18 protein-coding genes and 3 pseudogenes are annotated in these 24,926 nt (G+C 41.0%); 14 read left to right on the top strand and 7 right to left on the bottom strand.

All coding sequences use genetic code 11. The features are described 5' to 3' along the window. Positions 1 to 212 precede the first annotated feature (212 nt). Together RDV63_RS01270 and RDV63_RS01265 are read left to right on the top strand one after the other, a co-directional pair. The gene (locus RDV63_RS01270; RefSeq protein WP_313907727.1) at positions 213 to 575 is read left to right on the top strand and encodes a hypothetical protein; all 363 of its coding nucleotides are present in this window, start codon (positions 213 to 215) and stop codon (positions 573 to 575) included. A 13-nt stretch (positions 576 to 588) separates the two neighbouring features. After that, positions 589 to 1,020 carry a DUF3010 family protein gene (locus RDV63_RS01265; RefSeq protein ID WP_313907726.1) on the top strand — a complete coding sequence of 144 codons (432 nt, stop codon included), beginning with the start codon at positions 589 to 591 and terminating at the stop codon, positions 1,018 to 1,020. Between the two features lie 88 nt (positions 1,021 to 1,108). Here the strand turns inward: RDV63_RS01265 and RDV63_RS01260 are convergent, their stop codons facing one another. Continuing rightward, the gene (locus RDV63_RS01260) at positions 1,109 to 1,882 is read right to left on the bottom strand and encodes a peptidylprolyl isomerase (protein WP_313907725.1); all 774 of its coding nucleotides are present in this window, start codon (positions 1,880 to 1,882) and stop codon (positions 1,109 to 1,111) included. A 556-nt stretch (positions 1,883 to 2,438) separates the two neighbouring features. Between RDV63_RS01260 and RDV63_RS01255 the strand changes: the two genes are divergently transcribed. Beyond that, a complete protein-coding gene (locus tag RDV63_RS01255; protein ID WP_313907724.1) occupies positions 2,439 to 4,364 on the top strand; it encodes a DNA-binding protein in 1,926 nt (641 codons plus the stop codon). Between the two features lie 66 nt (positions 4,365 to 4,430). Here RDV63_RS01255 and RDV63_RS01250 read toward each other — a convergent pair whose 3' ends face one another. Next, a complete protein-coding gene (locus RDV63_RS01250; RefSeq protein WP_313907723.1) occupies positions 4,431 to 6,482 on the bottom strand; it encodes a winged helix-turn-helix domain-containing protein in 2,052 nt (683 codons plus the stop codon). Positions 6,483 to 6,602: 120 nt separating this feature from the next. Here RDV63_RS01250 and RDV63_RS01245 point away from each other — a divergent pair, with 120 nt between their 5' ends. Continuing rightward, positions 6,603 to 8,432, top strand: coding sequence for an alpha/beta fold hydrolase (locus RDV63_RS01245; protein ID WP_313907722.1), 1,830 nt, complete (start codon positions 6,603 to 6,605; stop codon positions 8,430 to 8,432). A gap of 116 nt (positions 8,433 to 8,548) precedes the next feature. On the opposite strand, the pseudogene RDV63_RS01240 reads toward RDV63_RS01245, so the two are convergent. Both RDV63_RS01240 and RDV63_RS15230 read right to left on the bottom strand, forming a co-directional pair. Then, positions 8,549 to 9,061, bottom strand: a pseudogene (locus RDV63_RS01240) (ATP-binding cassette domain-containing protein); the annotation flags it as partial. 138 nt (positions 9,062 to 9,199) lie between these two features. Beyond that, positions 9,200 to 9,760, bottom strand: a pseudogene (locus RDV63_RS15230) (HlyD family efflux transporter periplasmic adaptor subunit); the annotation flags it as partial. Between the two features lie 763 nt (positions 9,761 to 10,523). Here RDV63_RS15230 and RDV63_RS01230 point away from each other — a divergent pair. The 3 genes and pseudogenes from RDV63_RS01230 to RDV63_RS01220 all read left to right on the top strand — a co-directional run. Continuing rightward, positions 10,524 to 10,739, top strand: a pseudogene (locus tag RDV63_RS01230) (response regulator); the annotation flags it as partial. A gap of 81 nt (positions 10,740 to 10,820) precedes the next feature. Beyond that, positions 10,821 to 11,786, top strand: coding sequence for a sigma-54 dependent transcriptional regulator (locus RDV63_RS01225; RefSeq protein WP_313910372.1), 966 nt, complete (start codon positions 10,821 to 10,823; stop codon positions 11,784 to 11,786). A 1-nt stretch (position 11,787) separates the two neighbouring features. Then, positions 11,788 to 13,035 carry a sensor histidine kinase gene (locus RDV63_RS01220; RefSeq protein WP_313907721.1) on the top strand — a complete coding sequence of 416 codons (1,248 nt, stop codon included), beginning with the start codon at positions 11,788 to 11,790 and terminating at the stop codon, positions 13,033 to 13,035. A 151-nt stretch (positions 13,036 to 13,186) separates the two neighbouring features. Here RDV63_RS01220 and RDV63_RS01215 read toward each other — a convergent pair whose 3' ends face one another. Together RDV63_RS01215 and RDV63_RS01210 are read right to left on the bottom strand one after the other, a co-directional pair. Then, a complete protein-coding gene (locus RDV63_RS01215) occupies positions 13,187 to 13,783 on the bottom strand; it encodes a response regulator transcription factor (RefSeq protein WP_313907720.1) in 597 nt (198 codons plus the stop codon). Beyond that, complete coding sequence (locus RDV63_RS01210) at positions 13,780 to 14,877, bottom strand: sensor histidine kinase (protein WP_313907719.1); 1,098 nt, start codon at positions 14,875 to 14,877, stop codon at positions 13,780 to 13,782. Before RDV63_RS01210 ends, RDV63_RS01215 begins: the two co-directional genes overlap by 4 nt. Positions 14,878 to 15,066: 189 nt before the next feature. Between RDV63_RS01210 and RDV63_RS01205 the strand changes: the two genes are divergently transcribed. The 6 genes from RDV63_RS01205 (at position 15,067) to RDV63_RS01180 (ending at position 20,418) form a co-directional block, all read left to right on the top strand. Next, positions 15,067 to 16,002 (top strand): alpha/beta hydrolase, encoded by a 936-nt coding sequence (locus RDV63_RS01205; protein ID WP_313907718.1) that lies wholly within the window; start codon positions 15,067 to 15,069, stop codon positions 16,000 to 16,002. Between the two features lie 11 nt (positions 16,003 to 16,013). Then, entirely contained in the window at positions 16,014 to 16,928 is a 915-nt protein-coding gene (locus tag RDV63_RS01200) for an ABC transporter ATP-binding protein (RefSeq protein WP_313907717.1), read from the top strand. Next, positions 16,925 to 17,653: an ABC transporter permease gene (locus RDV63_RS01195; RefSeq protein ID WP_313907716.1), complete on the top strand. Its 729-nt coding sequence runs from the start codon at positions 16,925 to 16,927 to the stop codon at positions 17,651 to 17,653. The genes RDV63_RS01200 and RDV63_RS01195 overlap by 4 nt, the downstream gene beginning before the upstream one ends. 130 nt (positions 17,654 to 17,783) lie before the next feature. Then, positions 17,784 to 18,524 (top strand): hypothetical protein, encoded by a 741-nt coding sequence (locus tag RDV63_RS01190; protein WP_313907715.1) that lies wholly within the window; start codon positions 17,784 to 17,786, stop codon positions 18,522 to 18,524. A gap of 62 nt (positions 18,525 to 18,586) precedes the next feature. Further along, entirely contained in the window at positions 18,587 to 19,645 is a 1,059-nt protein-coding gene (locus RDV63_RS01185; RefSeq protein ID WP_313907714.1) for a sensor histidine kinase, read from the top strand. Then, entirely contained in the window at positions 19,630 to 20,418 is a 789-nt protein-coding gene (locus tag RDV63_RS01180; protein WP_313907713.1) for a LytTR family DNA-binding domain-containing protein, read from the top strand. The genes RDV63_RS01185 and RDV63_RS01180 overlap by 16 nt, the downstream gene beginning before the upstream one ends. Positions 20,419 to 20,464: 46 nt before the next feature. On the opposite strand, the gene uvrA is transcribed toward RDV63_RS01180, so the two are convergent. After that, positions 20,465 to 23,287, bottom strand: a complete 2,823-nt coding sequence (gene uvrA, locus RDV63_RS01175; protein ID WP_313907712.1) for an excinuclease ABC subunit UvrA — start codon at positions 23,285 to 23,287, stop codon at positions 20,465 to 20,467. Positions 23,288 to 23,559: 272 nt separating this feature from the next. Between uvrA and RDV63_RS01170 the strand changes: the two genes are divergently transcribed. Then, positions 23,560 to 24,924 carry an MFS transporter gene (locus RDV63_RS01170; protein ID WP_313907711.1) on the top strand — a complete coding sequence of 455 codons (1,365 nt, stop codon included), beginning with the start codon at positions 23,560 to 23,562 and terminating at the stop codon, positions 24,922 to 24,924. Positions 24,925 to 24,926: the final 2 nt, after the last annotated feature.

Genomic DNA, 24,926 nt, shown 5'->3' with positions numbered 1-24,926 from the left:
AAGCAAAATTATTTTTATCTAATCAGGTAAAAGTAACCGTTTAGCCAATAATAAAATAACAAAGCTAGTCGATTCTGTCCCTTTTAGGCTGCTGTCACCAATATAAACTTCGGTGCATGTTGCATAACTATTCGTTACAATGATGCCCGATAAAACCATGATGGCGACTAACAGCCACCCTACAATAACAATTAAGTGAAGTTGGGCTAACTATGAAAAAATTATTTTGGATTATTATTATCATTTTACTGGTAATGACATTTTCAGACCATGATCTTATCCGACCTTATAAAGAAAAGTTGTATGGTTTAGTTTGGGATAAAGCTTCGGCTTCAGGTGACAATAAACAAGCTGTATTACGGCAAGTAAAAAAAGAGCTCATGGTCGCTGCTCAGCAATGGGGTGATAGCCAGCGTTCTCAATTAGAAAAAGCCACTATGAGTATTGATGCGCTTTTGAAGTTTTATCAAGACTATTGCGTCAATGGTGACTTTAACCCCATTATATTTGGCGATCCGTTAAAGCAAAGCTGTAATATTATTAATAGTCATCATTATAATTTAACAAAGCCTTAATTAAGGAGTTTTCATGCGCGTATGCGGAATAGAAATAAAAGCCAATGAAGCCATTATTTGTCTTATGGTATTAAAAGATGGTTTATTTGAGCTACCAGACTGTCGCCAAACGCGTTTTACTCTAAGCAAAGATGCGGATAGTGAACAAATGAAACATTTTCAATTTACTTTTGCTAAGTTTATTGAAGATTATAAAGTTGAGCAGTTAGTGATAAAAGAGCGGCCACAAAAAGGTAAATTTGCCGGTGGTGCTGTAGGCTTTAAAATTGAAGCGGCTTTACAACTTATCAATAATTGTAAGTGTAACTTAATGTCGGCTACAGAGCTAAAAGAACAGCTAAAACGTAATCCACTGCAAATTGATTTTAAAGCAACGGGTTTAAAAGCTTTTCAAGAAACTGCATTTTTAACAGCTTATGCTTTTAGTTTGAATAAGCAACGTTAAAACAGCTTATAAATTTAACTATCGGCTTGCTTCAGCATAAGATTATGCCAAGAACAAGCCGAGAAATTAGCTTTTAGCAGTAAAATATTTATTTGCTAATAACGCGGCGGCGAACAGCTACAAACATTAAACCTAACAGTGAGATAAGACCTGCACTACCAGAACTAACAACAGCGCCAGGATTACTGGTATCTGTGGCTGTGGTAGGTATTTTGGTAACATTTACCTCTGTACTTGGGCTAGCATCAACTACAGTAATGCTTTCTATAACAATAAAGTTACTAGCGATTACAGCTTTATTACTAGCTTGATCGGCTGCTGAATAATTCTGTAATGGTAAGTCTGCAATATTAAGAGTTGGAAACTTAAAACGGGGTAATGCTGCCATAGCATCAATCACTTCCATTCCTTGAGCATTAATTTGGCCAAAAACGGTAAAACCCCCATTTTGATTATCTAAGTTAGCCGCATTATTACTTAAATTTATAAACCATTGGTTTGTTGCACTATGAGGATTACCTGCTAGTTTAGCCATAGCGATTGTGCCACGCACATTAGACCATTTAGGCTCATTTTTGATTGGAGAATATACTTCTGTTGGCTTTAATAGCGTTGTTTGATCGAACGTAAAACCACCACCTTGAATAACAAAACCAGGCACAGAGCGATGAATCACCGTATTGTTGAAGCCTTCAGCATTAGTGTATTTTAGAAAGTTCTGCACCGTGATGGGGGTGCTTTGATCAAATAGGTTGATCTCAAAATTACCTAAGTTAGTTTTTACTTCAACAATAGTAGCTTGCACTGCAGTACAAGCTAATAATAATGCTGCTGCTGAAACAGCCATAAAAGTTTTGTTCATTATGTGGTCTCCATTTTAAATGCGGCTAGCATAAAACAGGTTGCTAAGGTATCTCCAGTAAAATAACAATTAATTACGATTTGTTGCTACTTTAGGGGAAGAATTGCGTTTTTATTAACAATGTTAGCTTGGCGACTAATCAAATATTTTTATAGTTAAAATTGTTTAGTGGTGGATAATGTAATCGTAAGCTGCCATTCTATAGAGATGATAGGTAAGTGCTTTGCCTGCCAATGTTTAAATTCTAGGCTATACTGCTCGGGCTGCTTGTTCTAATCAATGGTTTATACAACAATCAACAACATTACCATTAACCAAGTTGATGAATATGTTGCTAAATACATTAACACTTAGGCAGCGCTGCGGCGATAACTTAACTAAGTTAGGCTTTGTTTCGATATAAAGAATCTAAATGTCGTCAATTGTATTTGCATGCAGCGGCCCAGCGTTAGTTGGTTTATTTTGCAATTAAATTTGGCTTTTTAGGAAAAGCGCATAGAATGATAAATCATAGTGTTTGTTGTTAACTTAAAGTTGTCAGGTAGGTATGTAGATTATGGCGCAATATAGTGATGTTAAGAAAATCTGTGATGAACTGCAAAAAACAGGTCAGCCAGTCTCGCTAGATTATTTATTGACCAAATTACCTGGTGCTCAAGCTAGTGTAGTAGTGCATTATCAAAAGTGGCGTAATGACCAAGCTAATAAAGTACCAGAAACTGCAGATGCCGGCTTTAGTGCCGACTTTATTGCTGCCTTTCAGCAAGAGGCAGCAGTGTTTGCAAAAGAGCATACTGATAGATTAAGCGCCCAGTTAGAGCAAGCCATGCAGGCTGAAGTTAAAGCAGCAGAGCAAAGCCAGCAGTTACAAAATGAACTATTTGACTTACAGCAACGCAAAGAACAATTAGAAGCCAGTGTTACTGAGCAACAGCAGCGATTAGCAACTCAAGCCGAAAAGTATGCAGCTTTATCCGAGCAACGTGATGAGGCTACAGCAAAAATAGATGTGCTTACCCAACAGTTTGCCCAAGCTGAGCAAGCTTTAATAGCAGAGCAGCAGCAATTACAGCAAGTGCAACAGCAACTAGCAGAAGCAACTCAGCAGCAACAGCAGCTTAAAGAACAAATTGACCAGCTAACATCAGCAACGGCAGAGCAGCAGCAAGCAGCCGAGCAGGAGCAGCAAAAGCAAGCGGGAATCATTGCCGAGCTGCAAAGTAGTTTACAGGCGCAAGAAGAGCTAGTAGCAGATGCGCAACAACAAACCGAGCAGCTGCAACAGGAATTAGCCACACAGCAGCGTGACAGCTATGAGGTGCAACAGCAGCTTAAGCAAGCATTACAGTCAAGTGAGCAGCAGCAATTAGAATTGCAAAGTAAACTAGCTAGCTCTGAGCAGCAACTAGAGCAAGCTGAGCAAGCTTTAAAAACGGCAGAAGGGGCTAAAGAGGAAGTTGAGCAATTACGGCAAAGTATAAAAGCCGATGCGCTTAAGCTGCAGCAACAAGATAATGAAATTATCGAGCTAAATGGCATGCTGTCTGAGTTTGAAAGCCGTTTACAAGTAGCAACAAAAACAGAAACTCAAGCAATAGCACAAAGTCGGCGTTTGCAGCAGCAATTAGAGCAGTTGCAACTGCAGGGAGCGACTGCATCTGGCAGTGATAATGAGCTAGTTGAGCAATACCAAGAGTTACAAACTCGCTACCAGCAATTGCAAGATACTTTGGCAGAGAAAGAGCAAGAGAAGCTACAGCTAATTAAACAGCATGAACAAGCCTTAAGTCAGTCAGCAAATACAGGAAGTGGTGATAGTAACGAGCAATTAATTGCTTTACAGCATGATTTCGAACAAGTGCAAGCTAGCTTAAAAGAGCTAGAAGCTGATAAAGCAGCTTTACAGTCGGAACGAGATATAGCGTTAGCTGAGATAAAAGCCAATGCAGAGCAAAATCAAACATCTAACACTGACATAGACAAAGCTCAGCAGCAAATTAATCATTACGTAAATCAAATTTCAACCTTAAATGCAGAGCATGAAGATGCGCAAAAAGAAGTGAAAGAATTGCGTGGCACTATTGCTAAACTGCAGCAGCAATTAGATACCTTAGTACAATCTCAGCAAGTGCCAAATAATGGCCCAGCCGATGTGCAAGCTATGCTTGAGCAATTAAAAGCCAGTAATGCGATGTTAAAAGAACAAAATGAGATTACTGCTAGTCATCAAGTTGAGCAACGCGAAACGATTAAACAGTTACGCGAAGAGTTACAGCAGCATAGAGACAAAGCTGAGGACATGAAGCTAGAGCATGACCGCTTGCTAAAACAACAGCATCAGTTAGAGCAGCAAGTTGGTTTTGTTAAAGATAATGCCGCGGCAACAATAGAGCGTTTAACCCGTTATCGTGAACAAGCTCAAGAAAAAATCGAAAAGCTAGAAAAGCGACTGAGTGAAGTAAAAGTACCGGACTCGTTATAGCCAACTTTTTTGTTGGGTAATATAAAGTGCCGCCGCTATTTCGGCGGTACTTTTATCTTCTGCAGCTTATTCAGTCACTTTGAGCGGCAAACGATAAATATCTCCTTGCAACTCACTGTGACGGATATAAACGATTTTTCCTTGACGGACACTAAAGTGACGGACAAATCTGCTAGGTTCAGCTAGTAGCAAAGTAACCTTGCTAGATGCTAGATCTAAACCGTAGATACCTTGTTGCGGTACATAATAATATAATTGGTCTTGATCAATATCCCAGTTCAGCCAGTTTATCTTATCAATAGAAGCTAGCAAAATTTGTTCTTCACCAGAGCCTAGCTCTTTAAACCAAATACCATCTTGATGATACTTAGTAAAATATAATCTGTTCTGCCAGATACGACCACTATAGCCCCCTTGCTCTGTTAGTTGCTGCTCAGTTTTATTTCTCAGATCATATAACCATAGCTGCCAATCACCACTACGCTGGCTACTATAAATGATACTATTTTCATCACTTCCAAAGTTTGCCACTGTTGCTTGTTTATCTGCAGTTAATAATGTTGTTAATCTGCCGCTAGCAATCTGGACACTATAAATAGCACCGTCTTTGCTAAAGAGTAGCTGCTGATCATTCTGTGACCACTCAAGCCGAACAAAAGCCGGTTGACCAGGTAGCTCGCTCAATAGCTGCTCATTGCCTTTAGCATCTTGCAGCCATATCTGTCGATGACCTTGCCGATCGCTAAGAAAAGCTAATTGTTTAGCATCATTTGATAACCGTGGCATCGTATCTAGTCTAGAGCTGTCAATCCGCACTGCAGCAGGGTTAGCATCGTTTTTTTGCCAAACATTAGCGCTAAGCTCAGTGCTGGCAAAATATAAAGTATTGTTAATAACAACAAAGGAGTTAATAGGATTGGCAGCATGATATAGTGGCTTAAGCTGTGAAGTGTCTAAGTGATATTGATATAAAGTTTGACCAGCACTGAGTAACAAAGTTGTTTGATTGTACCAAGCCAAAGTTTTAGCCCGAATAGGAATTATTTCAGAGTGGATTGTTTGGTTGTTACTATCTAATAGCAGTACTTCACTGGCTTCTTCAGATTGATAGCGAACCGCTGCAATTAACTGCTGGAATGGTGAGGCAGCTAAAGCAATATCACCTTGCCCAGTATAATCAGTTGCTAACAAAGTTAGTTGATGTAAAGCACCACTAGCTATACTAAGTTGATACAAATGGTAGGGGTGGGTTTTATCTTGCCTTTGTCGAAAATATAAAAAATTACTATCTTTGTGCCAGCTAATTAAAGGCTTGTTATCTGGTAAACATTGATGCAATACACGATTAGAAGCGGCTTCATCTAGTGCTTGCAAAATAATTTCACAGTCTGCCCCCTTGTACCGAACATAAGCAAATTGGCTGCCATCTGGACTTAAGGCTGCAGATTGACTGTTTTCATTGTCAGGCGTTAAAGCATAGTGATGATTATCGGTAAGGCTGTTTAGCCAAATTTGATTGTTGCCGTTAGCTGCTTGACGCTGATATAGCAGTGTTAAACCTTGAATATTGCTGCTTAACTGGCTTTCATAACCGTTAAAACTAGTATGGGGTATAGCATTACCTGTGCTCAGCGGTATAAAGAGCGATTGAGTTTTATACCAGAGTAAGAAACAAGATAGCAGTATAAGTAATGTAATTGGCAACACTAATCTTCTATAGCCTGAGCGAGGAGAGGATGGTATTAGATTACAAACAGCTTGGTCAGAGTTGTTTACTGTGATGGTTTGAACATGAGCGACTAGTTGATAGCCTAGTTTAGGAATAGTCGTAATATAGTCTACATTTGGATCTAAAACTGTAAAGGCTTTACGCAGCATGGATACTGCACGATTGATTGCGCCATCACTGACTATTCTACCTTGCCATACCGTTTGAATTAATTGGCTACGACTAGTAGGTAACTCTGGGTTGCTAAGTAAGCAGAGCAAAAGTTGGTGCTGTCTAGGTTCTAGGTAAAGCTGCTTATTGCCATAGCTAAGTTGCCGAGTACGGCTATCAAAAATTATTTCACCTAATTGCCATTGCACAGCAGGATCAAAAGGGGCAGATTTATTCATTTACTTCCTAGTAAGCTTTTCATCATATTATGATGAGATAATCATCATGGTAAAGACCAAGACATGACAATGTTGATTTTAGTAAGCTAATGCGTAAATCAATGTTAACAGGAAAGTTATATGAAACTACAGCCAATAATGAAATTTGCCCAGATGATTATAAGCACTATGGTGTTTTGTGTTTTATTATCTGCTTGCGAGAGTAGTAGTGGCAAGGTTGAAACAATAGACGCAGAGGTTTCATCTGAACTGATTAAGCTAGCAGAGCGCAGTTACCTATTAAAGTTGCCCGCAGATTATCAGGCCGAAAATAAATACAAATTGCTGCTAGTGTTTCATGGCTCTGGCGGTAATGCTCTTGAAATGGGCAGCGTTGCAAGGTTTGAGCAATATAGTAATGAATATATTGTCGCTTACCCAAACTCTAAAGAAGTGGAATGGGATGAAGGTTGTGAATGCAATATAGCACATAGAAAAAATGCTAATGATTTAGGTTTTGTTGATGCAGTCATTGCCGATATTAAAAAACAGCATCAAATATCTGAAGGCGAAATTTACGCAGCCGGTTTTTCTCAGGGTGGATTATTTACTCAGAATCTAGCTTGTAATAGAAGTGAGGTTTTTAAAGCTGTTGCTGTAGTTGCAGGTTCAATGTCAGTGCAATTAGCTGAAAGCTGTGCACCTGAGGAGGCAGTGTCGGTGATGATGGTGCATGGTGAGGATGATACGGTTCTACCTTATCATGGCTTAGTGCATAGTAACTTTGGGTTAATTAGCTCGCCAGATGCTATTGTTTTGCATGCCAATAAACATGGCCGCTTGCCATACCCACTATATGAAGTATCTGCTGAAAAAAAGGTAAATATTCTCAAGTATAATAACGGCACACAAAAATTTCATTTGTATACTGCTGTTAATGGTGGCCACAATTGGCGTTTTAATGGGTTTGATACGTCGGGTCAAATTTTACATTTTTTTTCAACATTATCGCAAGCTGAGCTACCAGAATATTCGCAACTCGTTGTAACTGAACAGGGCCAATTTCATGTTAGGGCGATGGGCTTAAATAATCCTGGCCCAGCTGTTGTGTTATTGGCCGGGCCTAATTATAACTATCATAGTGATAGTGCTTGGTTTGCTGCCCTGCAACCTTTATTGGCACAGCAATATCGAGTTTATAGTATAGATAGATTAGGCAATGCCTTTAGTTCTAGCGCCAATAATGTTTCTTACCATCGGTTCTCTGATGACTTAGCTTTGGTATTGCAGCAACTAGAAGAGACACAGCTAATGTTAGTCGCCTTTTCCAGCGGTAGTATAAGTGCCCGTTGGTTTTATCAGAAATACCAACAACAGTTTGATATTAAAGCTATGGTATATATTGATCCAGACATCCCGCTAGCGCACTCATTAAGTTTGTATCAAGGCTATCCTGCCAACTGGTATCAAGCCAATTTAGCTGAGTTAGTTCCCTTTATCGCCGAGGGCAACTGGACTGGGCGAACAAAAGATAAGTTAGATATAGAGTACAGTGAACTAAAGCAACTTGCTGCGGCGTATAATGTGCAGGTAGATTGGAGTTATTTTGAGCAGATTATACAGCGGCGACTACTTATTCCACAGCAGCAAGCTCGAGCAATAGAGATAGCTAATTATATTGAAGATCTAGATGGCTATGCCAGTTTACCTATGGTGTCGACAATACCCGTTAGTGTAATTGATAGTGATTTTGAACAACAACAAATTAATCAAGCTCAAGATGAACCAGAACTAATGGCCGCTTTACAATTATGGCAACAAGAAGGTAGTGCTTGGAGCGCAGAGCAAGCTTCTTTATCGAATGGTCAGTATATAGAGCTACATGATAGCGATCATTTGGTGTCAGTACAGCAGCCTAAAACAATAAAGCAGGCATTAGATTGGTTGTTTAGTCAGTTGCAATTACCTTAAACCGGCTAAGTTTAGCTGGCGCTATGGCAGTAAAATTAGAGTTTGCTTTAGCTCAAAAATCTTCTACCATAGCGTTGGCTGGTTTTATACAAAATTTATAGTTAATAATTAATCTGTTATACCAAAAGCGGCTTTAAGTAATGACCAGTGTAAGATTTTTCACAGTCAGCTACTTGCTCGGGTGTGCCGGCAACTAAAATTTCACCGCCGCCGCTACCGCCTTCTGGGCCTAAGTCAACAATCCAGTCAGCCGTTTTCACTACGTCTAAATTGTGCTCTATAACCACTATAGTGTTACCGTGATCGCGCAAGCGGTGCAACACATTTAATAGCTGCTGAATATCGTAAAAATGCAGCCCTGTTGTTGGTTCATCTAAAATATATAAGGTTTTACCGGTATCGCGCTTGCTTAGCTCACGCGCTAATTTAACCCGCTGCGCTTCACCGCCAGATAAGGTGGTAGCCGATTGGCCTAATTTAATATAACTTAAGCCAACATCTAACAAGGTTTGCAGTTTACGCTTCATAGCTGGTATGGCAGCGAAATACTCTAGGGCTTCTTCTACTGTCATATCTAATACTTGGTGGATGTTTTTACCCTTATATTTTATTTCTAAGGTTTCGCTGTTTAATACATACACAAATTTACCTGCGCTATCGGCTAAGTAAGCCCCCTGAGGTAGCACTAATGCAGTTTGTTGTTGCTGCTCTAACTGCAAAGTAATATTTACTGACTGGCCACGCTTGATCTCTGTTACTTCAGGTAAGTCGAACTCCAGTTGAAACTGATTATTAATCACTCGGCTGTCAATACGGCTAACCGTAAGGGAGATTTGCTGCTGATTTAGCATGGCTGTTGCCTGCATACCTAAATTAACCCGATTTAAATAAAACTCATCGACACTAGCAACTAACTTGTAATGATCAGGTTTATCAATTTGACCCATTCGACTGCCAGGTGATCTAGACTCACCCGCTTCAACATTAAACTCACTTAAATAACCGCTGATTGGGGCACGAACCAATAAATTCTGCACATTTTGGCGGGCAAACTCTAGATTCTTTGTTAGCATTAACACGCTGTCACTTAACTGGCTAAGTTGCTGCTGACGAATGTTTTCTTCTTGCTGCTGTTGCTGTTGTGTTAGTTCAAGTCGTTGTAGCTGATAGCTTAGATCTTGCTGAATGTTAAGCAGACTCTCCTTTGCTAGTACACCCGTTTTTACTAAGGGCTCGGTTTGGCTTAAATTACGTTTTAGGGTTTGTATTTGATGCTCAATATCTAGCACATCCCGCTTAAGATTTAGTCGGTTGGTTTCAATAGTCATTTGGGTATTGCGTAGAAAATTCATTTGTTCGGTTACTTGTGCTTCGCGGCTAATTAAATCTAGCTGTAATGCGGTGTTACTAAGCTTGACTAATGGCTGTCCCTTAACAACATATTGTCCTTGCTCGGCTAGCTTTTCTTCTACGCGGCCGCCTTCAATAACATCTAAAAATACGGTTTTTTGCGGTATCACATTGGCACGCAAGGCAATACTTTCTTGCAAAACTTGTTGTTTTACTACGGCGGTACTCACTGAGCTAATAGGTAATAGTATCGATGTAGCAGCATTACTTTGCCAAGCAATGCTAGTCCAAATCAATACACCAAGAGCTATGGCAATCAGAGCCGGTTTTAGTAAGCGCTGTTGCGTTGAGCGCTTGAGTTTTTTATCCATTGTTCACTCCTAAAATTCGCATTTCTTTTATAAATAGCAATGAGCATGCCAACTTAAAACTTGTTTAATATCAGTTACTTATTGTTTTATGTGTTAGAAAGTGTTCGCTGGTGGTACACAGGTGTGTCCATAAGTGGACACTTTGTAAATTACTTGAGTGGCAGGGTTTGAAAGCTTATTGCCAAGTTATAGCCTTTTCGGTAGGGTGCAGTGATTATAATCAAGGGTTTACTCGATGAAGCAGCCATTTCATGTGCTAGTGTTGGATGATAATCAGGATATTCTTATCGCTAGCCGTATCTTTTTGAAGCAACACTTTGCTCAGATAACTACTTTGCAAGATCCGGCGTAATTAGTCAGTACGCTACACAGCCTACCTATTGATATATTGCTGCTAGATATGAACTTTAGTCGTGATACTCAAAGTGGCGAAGAAGGATTACTCTATTTACAGCAGGCGCTTAAAGTACAACCCGACTTAAAAGTCGTAATGATGACAGCCTATGCTGCGCTGCCTATAGCAGTGCGGGCCATGCAGTTAGGCGCAGTTAACTTTATTGCCAAACCTTGGCAAAATGAGCAGTTATTACAGGCATTACAAGACGCTACTCATTCAGCACTTTCAGCGGCAAAAGCCGCCGCGTCTGCTACAACAGTTAATAGCTCGATGAGCTCCAATCCAGCCATACAAGATAGTATTTCACTTTTGGCGGCTAGCCCTGCTATGCAGCAAGTGTTAGCTACTATTGAAAAAGTAGCCAAAACGGATGCGAATATTTTATTGTTGGGTGAAAGTGGTACGGGTAAAACTTTGCTCGCCCAAACTATTCATCAAGCTTCACTGCGAGCAACAGCGCCTATGATAAGTGTCGATATGGGCAGCTTAAATAGTAGCCTGTTGGCTAGCGAGCTTTTTGGCCATAAAAAAGGTGCTTTTACCGATGCTAAAGCCGATAACGCTGGGCGCTTTGTTGAGGCGAGTGGTGGCACTTTATTTTTGGATGAGCTGGCAAACTTAGCATTGCCAGAGCAGACTAAACTATTAGCTGCATTGCAAAACCGAACTGTAGTACCAGTGGGCTCAAGCCAGCCGGTTCCGGTTGATATTCGTTTAATTTGTGCAACTAATGAAGATTTACATCAGGCGGTAGCTAATGGCGCATTTCGCCAAGACTTATTGTATAGAATAAATACGGTAGAAATAACCTTACCGCCATTACGAGAAAGAAAAGAAGATATAGCTCCGCTATTACACTGGTATTTAGAGCATTATAGTCAGCGTTATCGACGTACAGGCTTACAGATCAGTAGTAGCGATCTGCGTTTACTGCAGCGATATGATTGGCCGGGTAATGTGCGGCAGTTAGCGCATGCAGTTGAGCGCGCGGTTGTCCTTGCTGAACAAGGGCAGCTAGACTTTAGTCAGTTACACAGTGACTTGGAGCAGGAAGCAAGATTAACTGAAACGGCTAAAGCTGACCGGGTAGATACTGATTTTATGTTAGAGCTAGTTGAAGAAAAAACAATTCGCCAAGCTTTACAGTATTTTCAGGGGAATGTAAGCCAGACAGCAAAAGCGCTGGGATTAACCCGTGGTGCTTTATATCGGCGCTTAGAGAAGTACGGGCTTTAATATGCAGTTTTTTATGTTGTTAAGCAGTTATAGCCTGTTGCTATTATGGACGGGTAGCCTTTGGTTAAAAGGTCCTTCGGCCTTAGGCGTTTTGTTAATACTCGTTACGGCGTTAATAGCAGGATTAATTTGGCGACATAGTCAAAAACAGCAGCAGCAAAGCATCTTGGTATTAAAGGCGTTAGCTAATCAAGACCCGTCATTAGCATTACGCGATCAGCCGCGCTTACAAAATTTATTAACAGAAGTGCAGCAGCAGCTGAGTGAAAGTCGGTGTCAAGCTGAAGCTAAAGCACAGTATTTGCAAACTCTGTTGAGCCAATTAGATATTGCGGTGCTGGAGTTTGCAGACGACGGTAAATTGTTGCAAGCAAATCCGGCAGCACAACGGTTATTATCAGTGGCGCAGTGGCAGCACTTGCAAAAAGGTCAGTTTGCTCAAGCTAATTTACAGCAGCTTGAGCTTATTTTGCAGCACACTAATAGCCATTATCAGGGCCAGTTACAGTGGCAACAACGGGGGTATGCCGACCGTTTAGCGCTGAGTATTGTTTGTACTCGTATTGCTGGGCAGGTGCGTAAGCTTGTTACACTTCAAAGTATTGATCAGGCGCTATTACAACAAGAAGTGCAGGCTTACCAGAAAATGACTCAGGTACTGACGCACGAAATAGCTAACTCAGTTACACCAATGGCATCATTAGCGCAAAGTTGCCAACATATTTTGCCAGCAGCTGGTGAGGTAATAAACCCAGAGTTACATGCTGATTTAAGCGACGGATTAGCGACGATTTTACGCCGAGGTCAGCATTTAACCGCTTTTATTTCATCATTTAACCAGCTTAGTCAACAGGTGCAACCCCGTCTGCAGCAGATAGATTTAGTCTCTGTGATCAATAGCTGTTTAGTATTACAGCGAGATGCATTACAACGACAAGCTATTGAAGTACAACTGATGATGCCGTCTCAGGTGAAGCTGTGGTTAGATGAGGCACTAATAGAGCAAGTTATAATTAATTTATTGCAAAATGCTATTGATGCTATGTTAGAGGTAGAACAAAAGCAGCTAACGATTAACTTACAGCACAATAGCCAGCAACTTTGGCAGTTAGATATTATTGATAGTGGCCCCGGTATTAGCGAACAAGTTGCCCAGCAGATATTTATTCCGTTCTTTACCACTAAACAGAAGGGATCAGGCATAGGCTTAAGTTTATCTCGAGCATTACTACATGCACAGGATGCGTAGTTACAGTATGTGGCAAATGATAAGTTAAGCAGTGCATCAAGCAAATTGCCCAAGGCTACGCTAGGTAGCTGCTTTAGAATTATATTTAAACCGTAAAAGCGAGACACAAACTTGCTGAAGTTCAAGTGCCATACTCATTATATGGGCAGCTTTACAACCAGCCTTTTTGTCGGGCAATGCGGGCTGCATCTATTCTGTTAGTTGCGTGCAGCTTACTAATGGCTTCTGATAAGTAATTACGCGCAGTGCCTTCTGCTATATATAAAGTGGCAGCAATATCAGCCGTGCTTTTACCCTCCGCGGCTAAGCGCAGCGCACGACGTTCTTTGTCGCTTAGAGGATCTTGTTCGCCAAGCGCTTGCAGTACTAAATCGCTATCAAACACTCTTTTACCCGCCTGTACTTGCTTTAATGCCGCGCTAAGTTGGTCGATAGGTGCATCTTTTAATAAAAAACCACTCACACCAGCATCTAAAGCCCGCTTGATATAGCCAGCACGGCCAAAGGTAGTAATAACTACTACTTTAGTGTTGGGTAGATGTTTTTTGGCATAAGTTGCAAGCTCAATACCCGTTAGCCCTGGCATTTCAATATCGGTTAGCAGTAAATCAAAAGGCTGTTGCTTTAGCAGCGCTAAAGCTTGGTCGCCATCGATAGCTTGGCTAACCTCATAATCTTGCTCTAGGTTTAATAATGCTGCTAAGGCACCGCGCACCATGGCTTGATCTTCTGCAAGTAATAACTTCATTCTAAATTTCCAAGGGGCAGTGGCAAGTTAATCGTAGCTTTATAGCCACTGGTTAAACAAAAATTAATGTTCGCATTAAGCGCGGCTAAGCGCTCTTTAATACCCTTTATACCATTACCGGCGGTTAGGTTTTCGGCTTGGCCATTGTCATACAGACTAATAATTAAATTATTATTTTTTTGGCCAAAACTAAGTTGGCAGCTATCGCCATTGCTATGGCGCAGCACATTTGTCACTAATTCAGTTAGCACCAAAATAAGGGCTGTTTCGCTACGAGGATCAAGCGCGGGTACTCTGCCTTGTAATTCGGCATTAAAACCACCGTCACGCAGTCTAGCCAAAAGCTTACTTACTTCAGCGCTTAAGCCATGATGTTTATAGCCAGACACGCTTTGCCGTACTTGCGATAAGCTATCTCGGGCAATTTGGCTTAGTTCGGTTAGCTGTACACGAACGGCATCGGGCTGCTGATTATCTAAAAGCTTGATTGCTAAATCAGCCTTAAGCGCGATGCTAGATAAGGTATGGCCTAAAATATCATGTAAGTCACGTGCAATACGTTCACGCTCTACAGTCGTTGCTAATTGGCTAATTTCATCTGCGCTTCTTTGTTCACGTTGCTGATGAAATAAACGCTGGCGCTCAACGCGGCCAAAAAAGCTAACACCTAAAAGTATAGGAATACCCATAGTTAAAAAGTACGGCCAGTGCAGGGTGTAGCAGAAGTCTAATAACACCAGTAATAGTGCTAATGTACTGATATACAATATGTATTGGCGAAGAGGAAAAGCCAGCGCAATAAAGAAACCGGCATAAGCAAACATGCTGATTGAGCCTGGATTAATAGGGGTAATAAGACTGGCGATAATTATTATGCCCAGTATGGGTTTATGCATAGCAGAAAATTTACTGCGGTAAGCTTTAAAGTAACAGAATAAAAATATGCCTAATGCAGCTGCCATGCTTAAGTATTGCCACCATTTAAAGCTTGCTACAAATAATGGCAGAAAGTAAAAAATTAAATTAATTAGATATATCCACGCAAATTTCTGTTCAGTTTTTGTGTAAATACCTTGATGTGTTTCAGCCTGCATATTTCACCTAGTGACGTATTCTGAGTTAGTAGTTTCTTATATAAAGAGAAGCTTTCTTAGTGTTTTTTGTCAGTTTTTTTAATGACAACTGTCATGTTAAAACGGTGACATTTGTTTGCGATCTTATTGATTCTATTAGGTTAGCCTGTTGGTAGCTGAATGGCAGCCATTAAATGAATAGGAACTGTTATGCAAACAACATTAAAAACCAAATTAAAAACAACATTAAAAACCTTTAATACGGTAATGTTAATAGCAACAGCTGCTTTGTTGCAGGTTAACACGGCTACAGCCAACACTGAAGTTACTGCAGCGGCGGCTGTTAAGCAGGTGCAAGCAAGTTGTCAGTGTTTTTCTGTACAAGTATACGGTCAAGGCCCTGCAATATTACTTATTCCGGGGGTAGCCTCATCAGGTAGTGTTTGGCAAAGTACAGTAGAGGCATTAAAAGATAATTATCAGCTGCATGTTTTAACCCTAGCTGGATTTGCCGGTGTCGCCCCGCTAACTGCGGAGCAATGGTCTCAAGGCTACTTAGCCACTCAACAACAAGCAATTTTAGCCTATATTGCAAAAAACAAACTGGAAAAACCTATTATTATTGGCCATTCGTTAGGTGGCTTTTTAGCTTTGTCGTTGGCGGCTAATCATTCTGAGCAAATAGGCGGTGCGATAAATGTTGATGGTTTACCTGCACTAGGTGAGCTATTTAAGCAAGCTAAATCTCAATCCGCTGAGATGCCAGCTGAAGCATTTAACCCTATGGCCTTAGCTAAAACCATGACCAGTAATAGCCAATGGCAGCAACAGATTGTTGCCGATATGTACCGCTCGGATGGCATAACTAGTGGCAGAGTGATGGGTGAGTTAATGCAACAAGATATTCGGCCGCAGCTTAGCAATATAAGAGTACCCGTTTTAACATTGGGTGCTTTATTAAATGGCGCCCCTTATAGCAGCCCCGAACAAGTGCAAACCAATTACGAGAATCAACTGAGAAATGCTCCAGCGGCTTATCATAAGGCTGTTTATGCGCCAGATTCTCGCCATTTTATTATGGCAGATGCGCCAGACTGGTTAAATCAGCAGCTTAGTCTGTTTTTAGCTAAGCATTATCAAGGCTAATAGGGGGAAGTATGACGGACTTACACTCGCCCACATTACAGGTGGCCAATTTAGTTAAACGCTATGGCGCTAAAACGGTTTTAAACTCCTTGTCATTTAATGTTGCTGCCGGCGAAGTGCTGGCAATACTTGGGCCTAATGGTGCGGGTAAAACAACACTTATTGCAACTATTTTAGGGCTAACCGCCGCGACTGCTGGTGAAGTTAGTTTGTTAGGCCAATTACAACAAGGCACTAAGCGTTCGGCCCAGCTGCGTCAACAACTAGGAGTAATGATGCAAGTAGGGGGTGCTAATGCGAACCTTAAGGTACATGAGCAGTGTGATTTATTTAGTAGCTACTATGCTAATGGCCGATCTGTAGCTGATTTGCTTAATGTTTCAGGGCTAACTGCGCAGGCTAATAGTCATTTTGGTCGTTTATCTGGAGGCCAAAAACAACGATTATTATTTGCTTTAGCCCTAGCTGGCAAGCCTAAGTTATTGTTTTTAGATGAACCTACTTTAGGTATGGATGTGCAAGCACGTCGGGCTTTGTGGCAACAAATTACAGAGCTTAAAGCGAGCGGAGTCAGTATTGTCTTAACCACCCATTATTTGCAAGAAGCTGAGCAGCTAGCCGATAAAGTGCTGGTTCTACAGCAGGGTAATATTATTGCGAGTGGCAGCCCTGCCCAATTAACGGCACAAATTAGTAGCAAGCAAATAAGATGTCGCACTGCGTTATCTGATCAGCAGTTAATGGCCTTGCCAGCAGTTTTACAGCTAGAGCGACAAGATAAGCGGGTGAGTTTGCGCACAGAGGCAGCAGAGCAAACTGTGCAGGCGTTATTGCAGGCTGATCCTAGAGTTAGCGAACTGGAATTAACAGCGGTGGCGCTAGAGCAAGCATTCATACAGTTAACTAACAGCGAGGAACCAGCATGAGTAGTTTAACCTTGTATTACAAAGAGGCTAGATACGACTTAATAAGTATTATGCGTACGCCAAGTTTTGTGTTGCCCGCCTTAGTGTTTCCGTTAATGTTTTATTTATTGTTTGGGGTGTTTTTTAATTCAGGTAATGCCAGCGATTATCTATTGGTGACCTATAGTTGTTTTGGCATTATGGGACCGGCACTGTTTAATTTTGCCGCCGGTATAGCCAGTGATAGGGCCCATGGTTGGTTAACGCTAAAACAACTATCTCCGATGCCAGTTAGTGCTTATTTAATCGCTAAACTCAGTACCAGTTTAGTCTTCTCTGCGGTCATCCTGCTGCTGTTATTTAGCGTAGGGATTCTTTTCGGTAATGTGGCGTTACAGCCTTGGCAATGGTTATTGCTGGCAATAATTATGCTGATAGGTACAGTGCCCTTTGCATTGTTAGGGTTGCTATTAGGATTAAGTTTGTCAGATAAAGCTGCGCCAGGTGTAGTTAACTTGTTATATCTACCTATGGCATTTTTATCTGGCTTATGGCTGCCCTTGTTTTTATTACCGTTATGGTTGCAAAAATTAGCTTGGATATGGCCTAGCTTTCATTTATCCCAGTTAGGGTTGAAAGTTATAGCTCAGGATCAGGGAGCTAACGTGTTTTACCACCTTAGTATTTTAGTCGCAACGACACTATTACTCGCCTTTGTTGCCGCTAGATGTTTTCGAAAACTGTAGTTGCCAGTTGTTTTAGCCGCTGTTTTCCTTGGTTTAACAGCGGCCTTCCTTAGTTCGTCAAACAAGGGTGGTTGCGGCGCAAAAATTAATAAATACTTGTTTTAACTTAAACCCAAGTAGAGTAAGTATTATGAATATAAATCAAGAGATTAAAGTTTTACGTGGAGCGGTTTTAGCTTGTTTGGCTTTGTCGGTTGTTATTGTTACCACAGGTATGAAAGCAAAAAATGATGGTAATTTTGAAACCTTAACAGTGCAGCGACTGAATGTTGTTGAGGCTGATGGCACAGTAAAAATGTTGATAACCAATGCTGCTCGCTTTCCAACAACAGAACAAGTAAATGGGCGAGTGCTCAATGAAGATCGAAAAAAACGCTCAGGTATGTTGTTTTTTAATGAAGATGGTATTGAGGCCGGTGGCTTTATATATGATGGCTCTAAAACCGAGACAGGACATAGCGCTGGCATGTCACTAACATTTGATAAGTATGACGGCGATCAAGTTATGCAGTTATTAACGGTTGATCAGCGTCGTGGCGATAAAAGACGCTTAAGTTCAGGTTTGGCATTTAACGACCGTCCAGAGTTTGAAACTCAACAAGGGGTGCGTGATATTATGCGCGAATTATCACAAATTACCGATATTACGGAGCGGCGTAAAAAGGCGGCTGAATATGAAGAAAAAGGTTTAATTGGCGGAGCAACACGCGTCTTACTAGGTAAAACAGGTGAGAAGAACAATGGTTTATTCTTGTTTGCTAAAGATGGCTCACCGCGCGCGATGTTTTATGTTGATGAGCAGGATAATGTAAAGTTAGAGTTTCTTAATGCTAAAGGTGAAGTTACTCGTACGCTTAGTGCCATTGAGTAATGTAAGTTCAATATAAGCGAAGCGCTAAATGCGCTTTGCTTTTATTCTGGATACGATAATTTATGTTTCAGCGCTTATTAGATTATTTGCAATTAGACCGTAAGTTTTTAGTTTTAATTTTTTTGTTCAGCTACTTTACGGTTGTAGCAGAACGTATAAAAGCGGGTATGGTGTCGTGGTACACCTTTACACCAGAAGGGCCGTTAGTACAGTTTTGTTTTGCATTGGTTATTTTTGTAGTGGTCCGGTATTGGATAAATCGACTGACTATTAACACTAAGTTAACTGTTACTATTTGGCGCTATAGTGCAATAGCACTGATGACGTTAGTGTTATACCTAGCACTAACTAATAGTATATCTTTGGTTATAGCGCTGATATTTAATACCGTACAGCGTAACTTTAATGGTCCAACATTACTTGCAAACAATTTAAGTAATATTGTTGATGTATTACTTTATACTAGTATTTACTTAGCTTATTACCATTACCAACAGCTCAACCTGTATCGGAATCAGTTAAATGATTATAACCAGCAGCTAACCCAACTTAAAATTCAGCAATTGAAGGCACAGTTAAATCCGCATTTTATTTTTAACTCGCTAAATACTTTAGATGAGCTTATTTGTCAAAACCCAGAACAAGCTAGTGAGTATTTACACCATTTTGCTGGTTTATATAGGTTATCGTTACAAAATTCACAGCAGCAATTAATAGCTGTATCGCAAGAAGTTGAATTTGCGGAACATTACTTTAACTTGATGCAAGGCAGACTTGGCGCTGGCTATTATTTAACAATAAAAGATGCAGCAAAGAAGGCATTAGGTACTATTCCACCTTTTACATTGCAGGTGTTATTAGAAAATGTATTTTGTCATAATCAGGGGAGCGCTAAGATGCCGGTAGAAATAACAATAACGCTTAAACCTGATTCGATTGAAGTAAGCAATCCATTGCGACCTAAAATAACGCCTCAAGTGAGTAATGGCATTGGCTTGAGTAATTTATCTCGGCAATTGCAATTTTTAACCGGCCAAGATTTAAACATAACCAATGATGGCAAGCTGTTTAATGTCAGCGTGCCTATAGTGACCGAGAGTACGCCATGTTTAATGTCGTAATTATTGAAGACGAACCCTTAGCCAGAAGTAAACTACAACGATTATTGCAGCAACTTGCAGATCCAATAACTGTGCTGGCTGAATTAACCAGTGTTGCAGAAGTGGATGCCTATTTTGTCCAACTTAAACAGCAATCAATACAGCCAGATTTGATTTTCTCAGACATAGAACTCAGTGATGGCAATGTTTTCAGCTGCAATCAACACAATGCACCTGCTTGTCCACTAATTTTTATTACAGCTTATGACCGTTTTATGCTGCCTGCCTTTGATTCTTTTGGCATTGCCTATTTACTTAAGCCATATAATCTAACTAATTTAGCACAAGCATGGCAGAAATTTCGTACTTTAACGGCCAATAAATCAACAGACAATACACTTGAGCAGTTACAAACCTTATTGAAAACATTGCCGGGAGCCAGTGCTAAACCAGAGTATTTAGTTCGTATTCCTATACGTCACCAGCAACAAATTTACTTTTTAGATGTGGCCGATATCGTATATATACAGGCAGATGGTGGTTTAATTATGGCGTTTGATCAAAGTGGTAAGCGGCATTATTTACCTTATAGCTCGTTAGCGGCTGTTGAGGGCTTGCTAGATCCTGACAAATTTATGCGAATTAATCGCAGTGAAATGGTGCAAGCGGCTTATATAGATAAGTTAGTCCGTTACTGTAAAAATACTCTGAGTGTTTATTTAACGCCGTTAAATGTTCAGTTAAAAACTAGCCAAAGCCGAACTAGTACCTTTACTAGCTGGCTTGGGCTGTAGTATCTAACACTTACTTTACCCTGTTAAGAGTAAGGCAACTTTATTGTTATGCTAATAGCGGTTTTAAGTAATGACCAGTATAAGATTTTTCGCAGTCAGCTACTTGCTCTGGTGTGCCGGCAACTAAAATCTCGCCGCCGCCGCTACCGCCTTCTGGGCCTAAGTCAACAATCCAGTCAGCGGTTTTCACTACGTCTAAATTGTGCTCTATAACCACTATAGTGTTACCGTGGTCGCGTAAGCGGTGCAACACATTTAATAGCTGCTGAATATCGTAAAAATGCAGGCCGGTGGTTGGTTCATCTAAAATATATAAGGTTTTACCAGTATCGCGTTTGCTAAGTTCACGCGCTAATTTAACCCGTTGTGCTTCACCGCCAGATAAGGTGGTAGCCGATTGGCCTAATTTAATATAACTTAAGCCAACATCCATTAGAGTTTGTAACTTACGCTTAATTGCCGGTATGGCAGCAAAATACTCTAAAGCTTCTTCTACAGTCATATCTAATACTTGGTGAATGTTTTTCCCTTTATACTTAATTTCTAAGGTTTCGCGGTTATATCGTTTGCTATGGCAGACATCGCAAGGAACATAAACGTCGGGTAAAAAGTGCATTTCTACTTTTATCATGCCATCGCCTTGGCAGGCTTCACAGCGGCCTCCTTTAACGTTAAAGCTAAAGCGGCCAATTTTATAGCCACGAGAACGCGCTTCTTGCGTGCCGGCAAATAGCTCCCTAACACCGGTAAAAATGCCAGTATAAGTAGCGGCGTTTGAGCGTGGCGTGCGACCAATAGGGCTTTGGTTGATATCGATTACTTTATCAAAGTGGTCTAAACCGGTAATGTTTTCATGCGGAGCAGGATCGGCGCCTTCGCCTTTGTTTAGCGCCCTGTGGGCAACCCTAAATAGCGTATCATTAATTAAAGTCGACTTACCTGAGCCAGAAACACCCGTAATACAGGTCATTAAGCCAAAAGGAATGGCTAGGTCGACATTTTTTAAGTTATTGCCCGTTGCGCCAAGCACTTTTAACCATTTATCGCCAACAGCCGTGCGCTGTTTTGGAATAGCTATTTCGCGAGCACCCGATAAATACTGGCCTGTTAACGATTCAGGCTCAGCCATTATTTGTTGTAATGTGCCTTGAGCAACAACTTGACCGCCATGAACACCAGCACCAGGACCAATATCAATAATATGGTCTGCCAAGCGTACGGCATCTTCGTCGTGTTCAACCACAATAACAGTGTTACCTAAGTCGCGTAAGTGGCGCAATGTGGCCAATAAACGATCATTATCGCGTTGATGTAAGCCAATAGAGGGTTCATCTAATACATACATTACCCCCACTAAACCAGCGCCAATTTGGCTGGCTAGCCTAATACGTTGGGCTTCGCCGCCAGATAAGGTTTCAGCACTGCGCGATAGGTTTAAGTAATTTAAGCCAACATTAACTAAAAAACTTAGCCTGTCTTGAATTTCTTTTAATACCTTTTCGGCAATTTTAGCCTTTTGCCCCTGCAAGCTTAGTTGCTGGAAGAAGTTCATACAGTCGCCTATTGATAACTCAACAATATTTGGCAAGTTAGTTTGGCCAATAAAAACATGACGGGCTTCTTCACGTAAACGCGTACCGCTACAGCTAGGGCAAGGCTGGCTAGCTAAGTATTTACTTAATTCTTCGCGTACCGAGTTAGACTCAGTTTCACGATAACGCCGCTCCATATTAGGCAATATGCCTTCAAAAGGATGGCTGCGCACAACAATATCGCCGCGATCATTAAGGTATTTAAACTCGATAACCTTATGGCCACTGCCTTGTAAAATGGCTGCTTTTTGCGCTTTAGTTAGGCTGTTAAAGGGAACATCTAATTCAAATTTATAGTGCTCTGCTAATGACTTTAGCATTTGAAAGTAATAAAAGTTACGCTTATCCCAACCACGAATAGCCCCGCCAGCTAAACTTAATTCGTCACTAACAATTACTTTATTTGGATCGAAGTATTGCTTTACCCCTAAGCCATCACAGCTTTGGCAGGCGCCAGCTGGGTTATTAAACGAGAACATTCTCGGCTCTAATTCGGTCATTGAATAACCGCAAGTTGGGCAGGCAAAGTTAGCAGAGAAAATAAGCTCTTCGGCGTCAGGGTCATCCATTAATGCCACTTTTGCTATGCCGCCAGAAAGAGCTAATGCCGTTTCAAAAGACTCAGCTAAGCGCAATTTTACGTCGTCACGTACTTTTATTCGGTCAATAACAACTTCAATAGTGTGCTTTTTGTGTAAGTCTAATGTTGGCGGATCAGATAAATCACAAACTTCGCCATCAATACGGGCGCGAATATAGCCTTGTGCTGCCAAGCTTTCTAAAAGCTTAACATGCTCACCTTTGCGATCTTGAACTACGGGCGCTAAAACCATTAATTTAGTGTCGTTATCAAAAGCAGTAGCTTTATCTACCATCTCGCTAATGGTTTGGGCGGCTAAAGGTGAATTATGGGTTGGGCAGCGTGGCTCGCCAACACGGGCAAATAACAGCCTTAAGTAATCGTAAATTTCGGTGATAGTGCCAACAGTAGAGCGCGGGTTATGCGATGTTGACTTTTGCTCTATTGAAATAGCCGGTGATAAGCCTTCTATATGATCAACGTCAGGCTTTTCCATTAAGCTTAAAAATTGCCGAGCATAAGCAGATAAAGACTCAACATAGCGTCGTTGGCCTTCAGCGTATAAAGTGTCGAATGCTAAAGAAGACTTACCCGAGCCGGATAAACCGGTAATAACAATTAATTTATCACGCGGAATAACCAATGAAATATTTTTTAAGTTGTGGGTACGGGCACCACGAATATCAATTGTTTTCATTATAGCCTTATTTCAAGTTTCGCTTTTATACGCAAAAAGCATTATTACAGATCTGTAGCTTTTATTTAAGCACAACCCAGTATAAACTGTAAAAATATACACCTATTTTAGCTACGGCAACTAAATTGGTTGTAAAGTTAGCTTTTCATTATTTAGAAACGTTTTTAAAGCAGCAATAGCGGTTAGCTTAACGAAACAGCGCTTAATGCAGAGCCATTTTATGTTACACTCGCCGCCTATTTATTATCATGTCAAAGCGTTAAAGTAAGCCAATGCAGCAATTAAACTCTGTTGAAAAACGCGCCGCCGTTGCCCTAGCCTTAGTATTCTCTAGCCGTATGCTGGGGTTATTTATGTTGCTACCTGTTTTTGCCCTTTATGGCAGTGAGTTAGCCGGCTTTTCACCACTATGGATTGGCCTAGCCATTGGCGCTTATGGTTTAACGCAAGCTATTTTGCAAATACCTATGGGCTGGCTGTCTGATCGCATTGGCCGGCATAAAGTGATGCTGGGCGGCTTAATGTTATTTGCACTGGGTTCGGTGGTTGCTGCCTTAGCCGACTCTGTATATATGGTGACCTTAGGCCGTATTTTACAAGGCGGTGGCGCTATAGCTGGCGCAGTATTAGCACTAGCAGCAGACTTAACCCGAGAAGAACAGCGGCCGAAAGTGATGGCGATTATTGGTGTTTGTATCGGTTTATCTTTTGCGGTAGCCATGATTTTAGGGCCACTAGTTGCCCGTTGGGCTGGGCTTAGCGGTGTATTTTGGTTTACTGCTTTGCTAGCGTTAGTTGCTATGGCACTGGTGTGGTTTGTGGTGCCTAAAAGTGTGCAAAAAGCGCCAACGGCTGAAACCTTAGCCTTACCGCAAAGCTTAAAAGCCATGTTAAAGCATCGTCAATTAGTGCAATTAGATCTGGGTGTTATGTTATTGCATTTAATGCTAACCGCTATCTTTGTTGCTTTACCACAATTATTAACTAACACCGGTTTATCCTCAGTTAAGCATTGGCAATTTTACCTGCCTATTTTAGTTGGCTCTTTTGTTTTAATGCTACCCATGATGATTATTGCTATGCGTAAGGCGCAAGAAAAAGGCTTCTTTTTAGTGGCAATTGCCTTACTAATAGCTGCTATGCTTAGCGTATTATTGCTGGCTAATTTTATTGGCTTAGTGCTTGGCATGCTGCTGTTCTTTATAGGCTTTAACTTTTTAGAAGCAAGTTTGCCTGCTTTAGTATCACGCATTGCGCCTGCTGGGCAGCGTGGTAGTGCTATGGGAATTTATTCAAGTAGCCAGTTTTTTGGTGCTTTTTTAGGTGGCCTAATCGGTGGTGCTGTAGTGCAGCAGTACGGTAATCAAGCACTGTTTATAGTGTTAGCGGTTATTGGTTTACTTTGGTTACTGGTTGCCAGTACACTGATTATTCCAGAGCGTGCGCAGCGTTTATCGTTAGCCGTAGCAGTAGAAACTGAATTAGCAGCACAGCAACTTGCAGCACAACTTAGCGCCTTAACGGGTGTACAAGAAGTAACATTATTACTGACAGAGCAACGCTGTTATTTAAAGGTTAGCTCAGCAGAATTTGATCCGGCGCAGGCAAAAGCAATTATTGCCGCCGCCGAAGCTTAATA

Origin of the sequence: Rheinheimera sp. MMS21-TC3 (assembly GCF_032229285.1) — a bacterium.
Taxonomy (GTDB): domain Bacteria; phylum Pseudomonadota; class Gammaproteobacteria; order Enterobacterales; family Alteromonadaceae; genus Alishewanella.
This window is presented reverse-complemented; position numbering and strand designations above follow the sequence as displayed.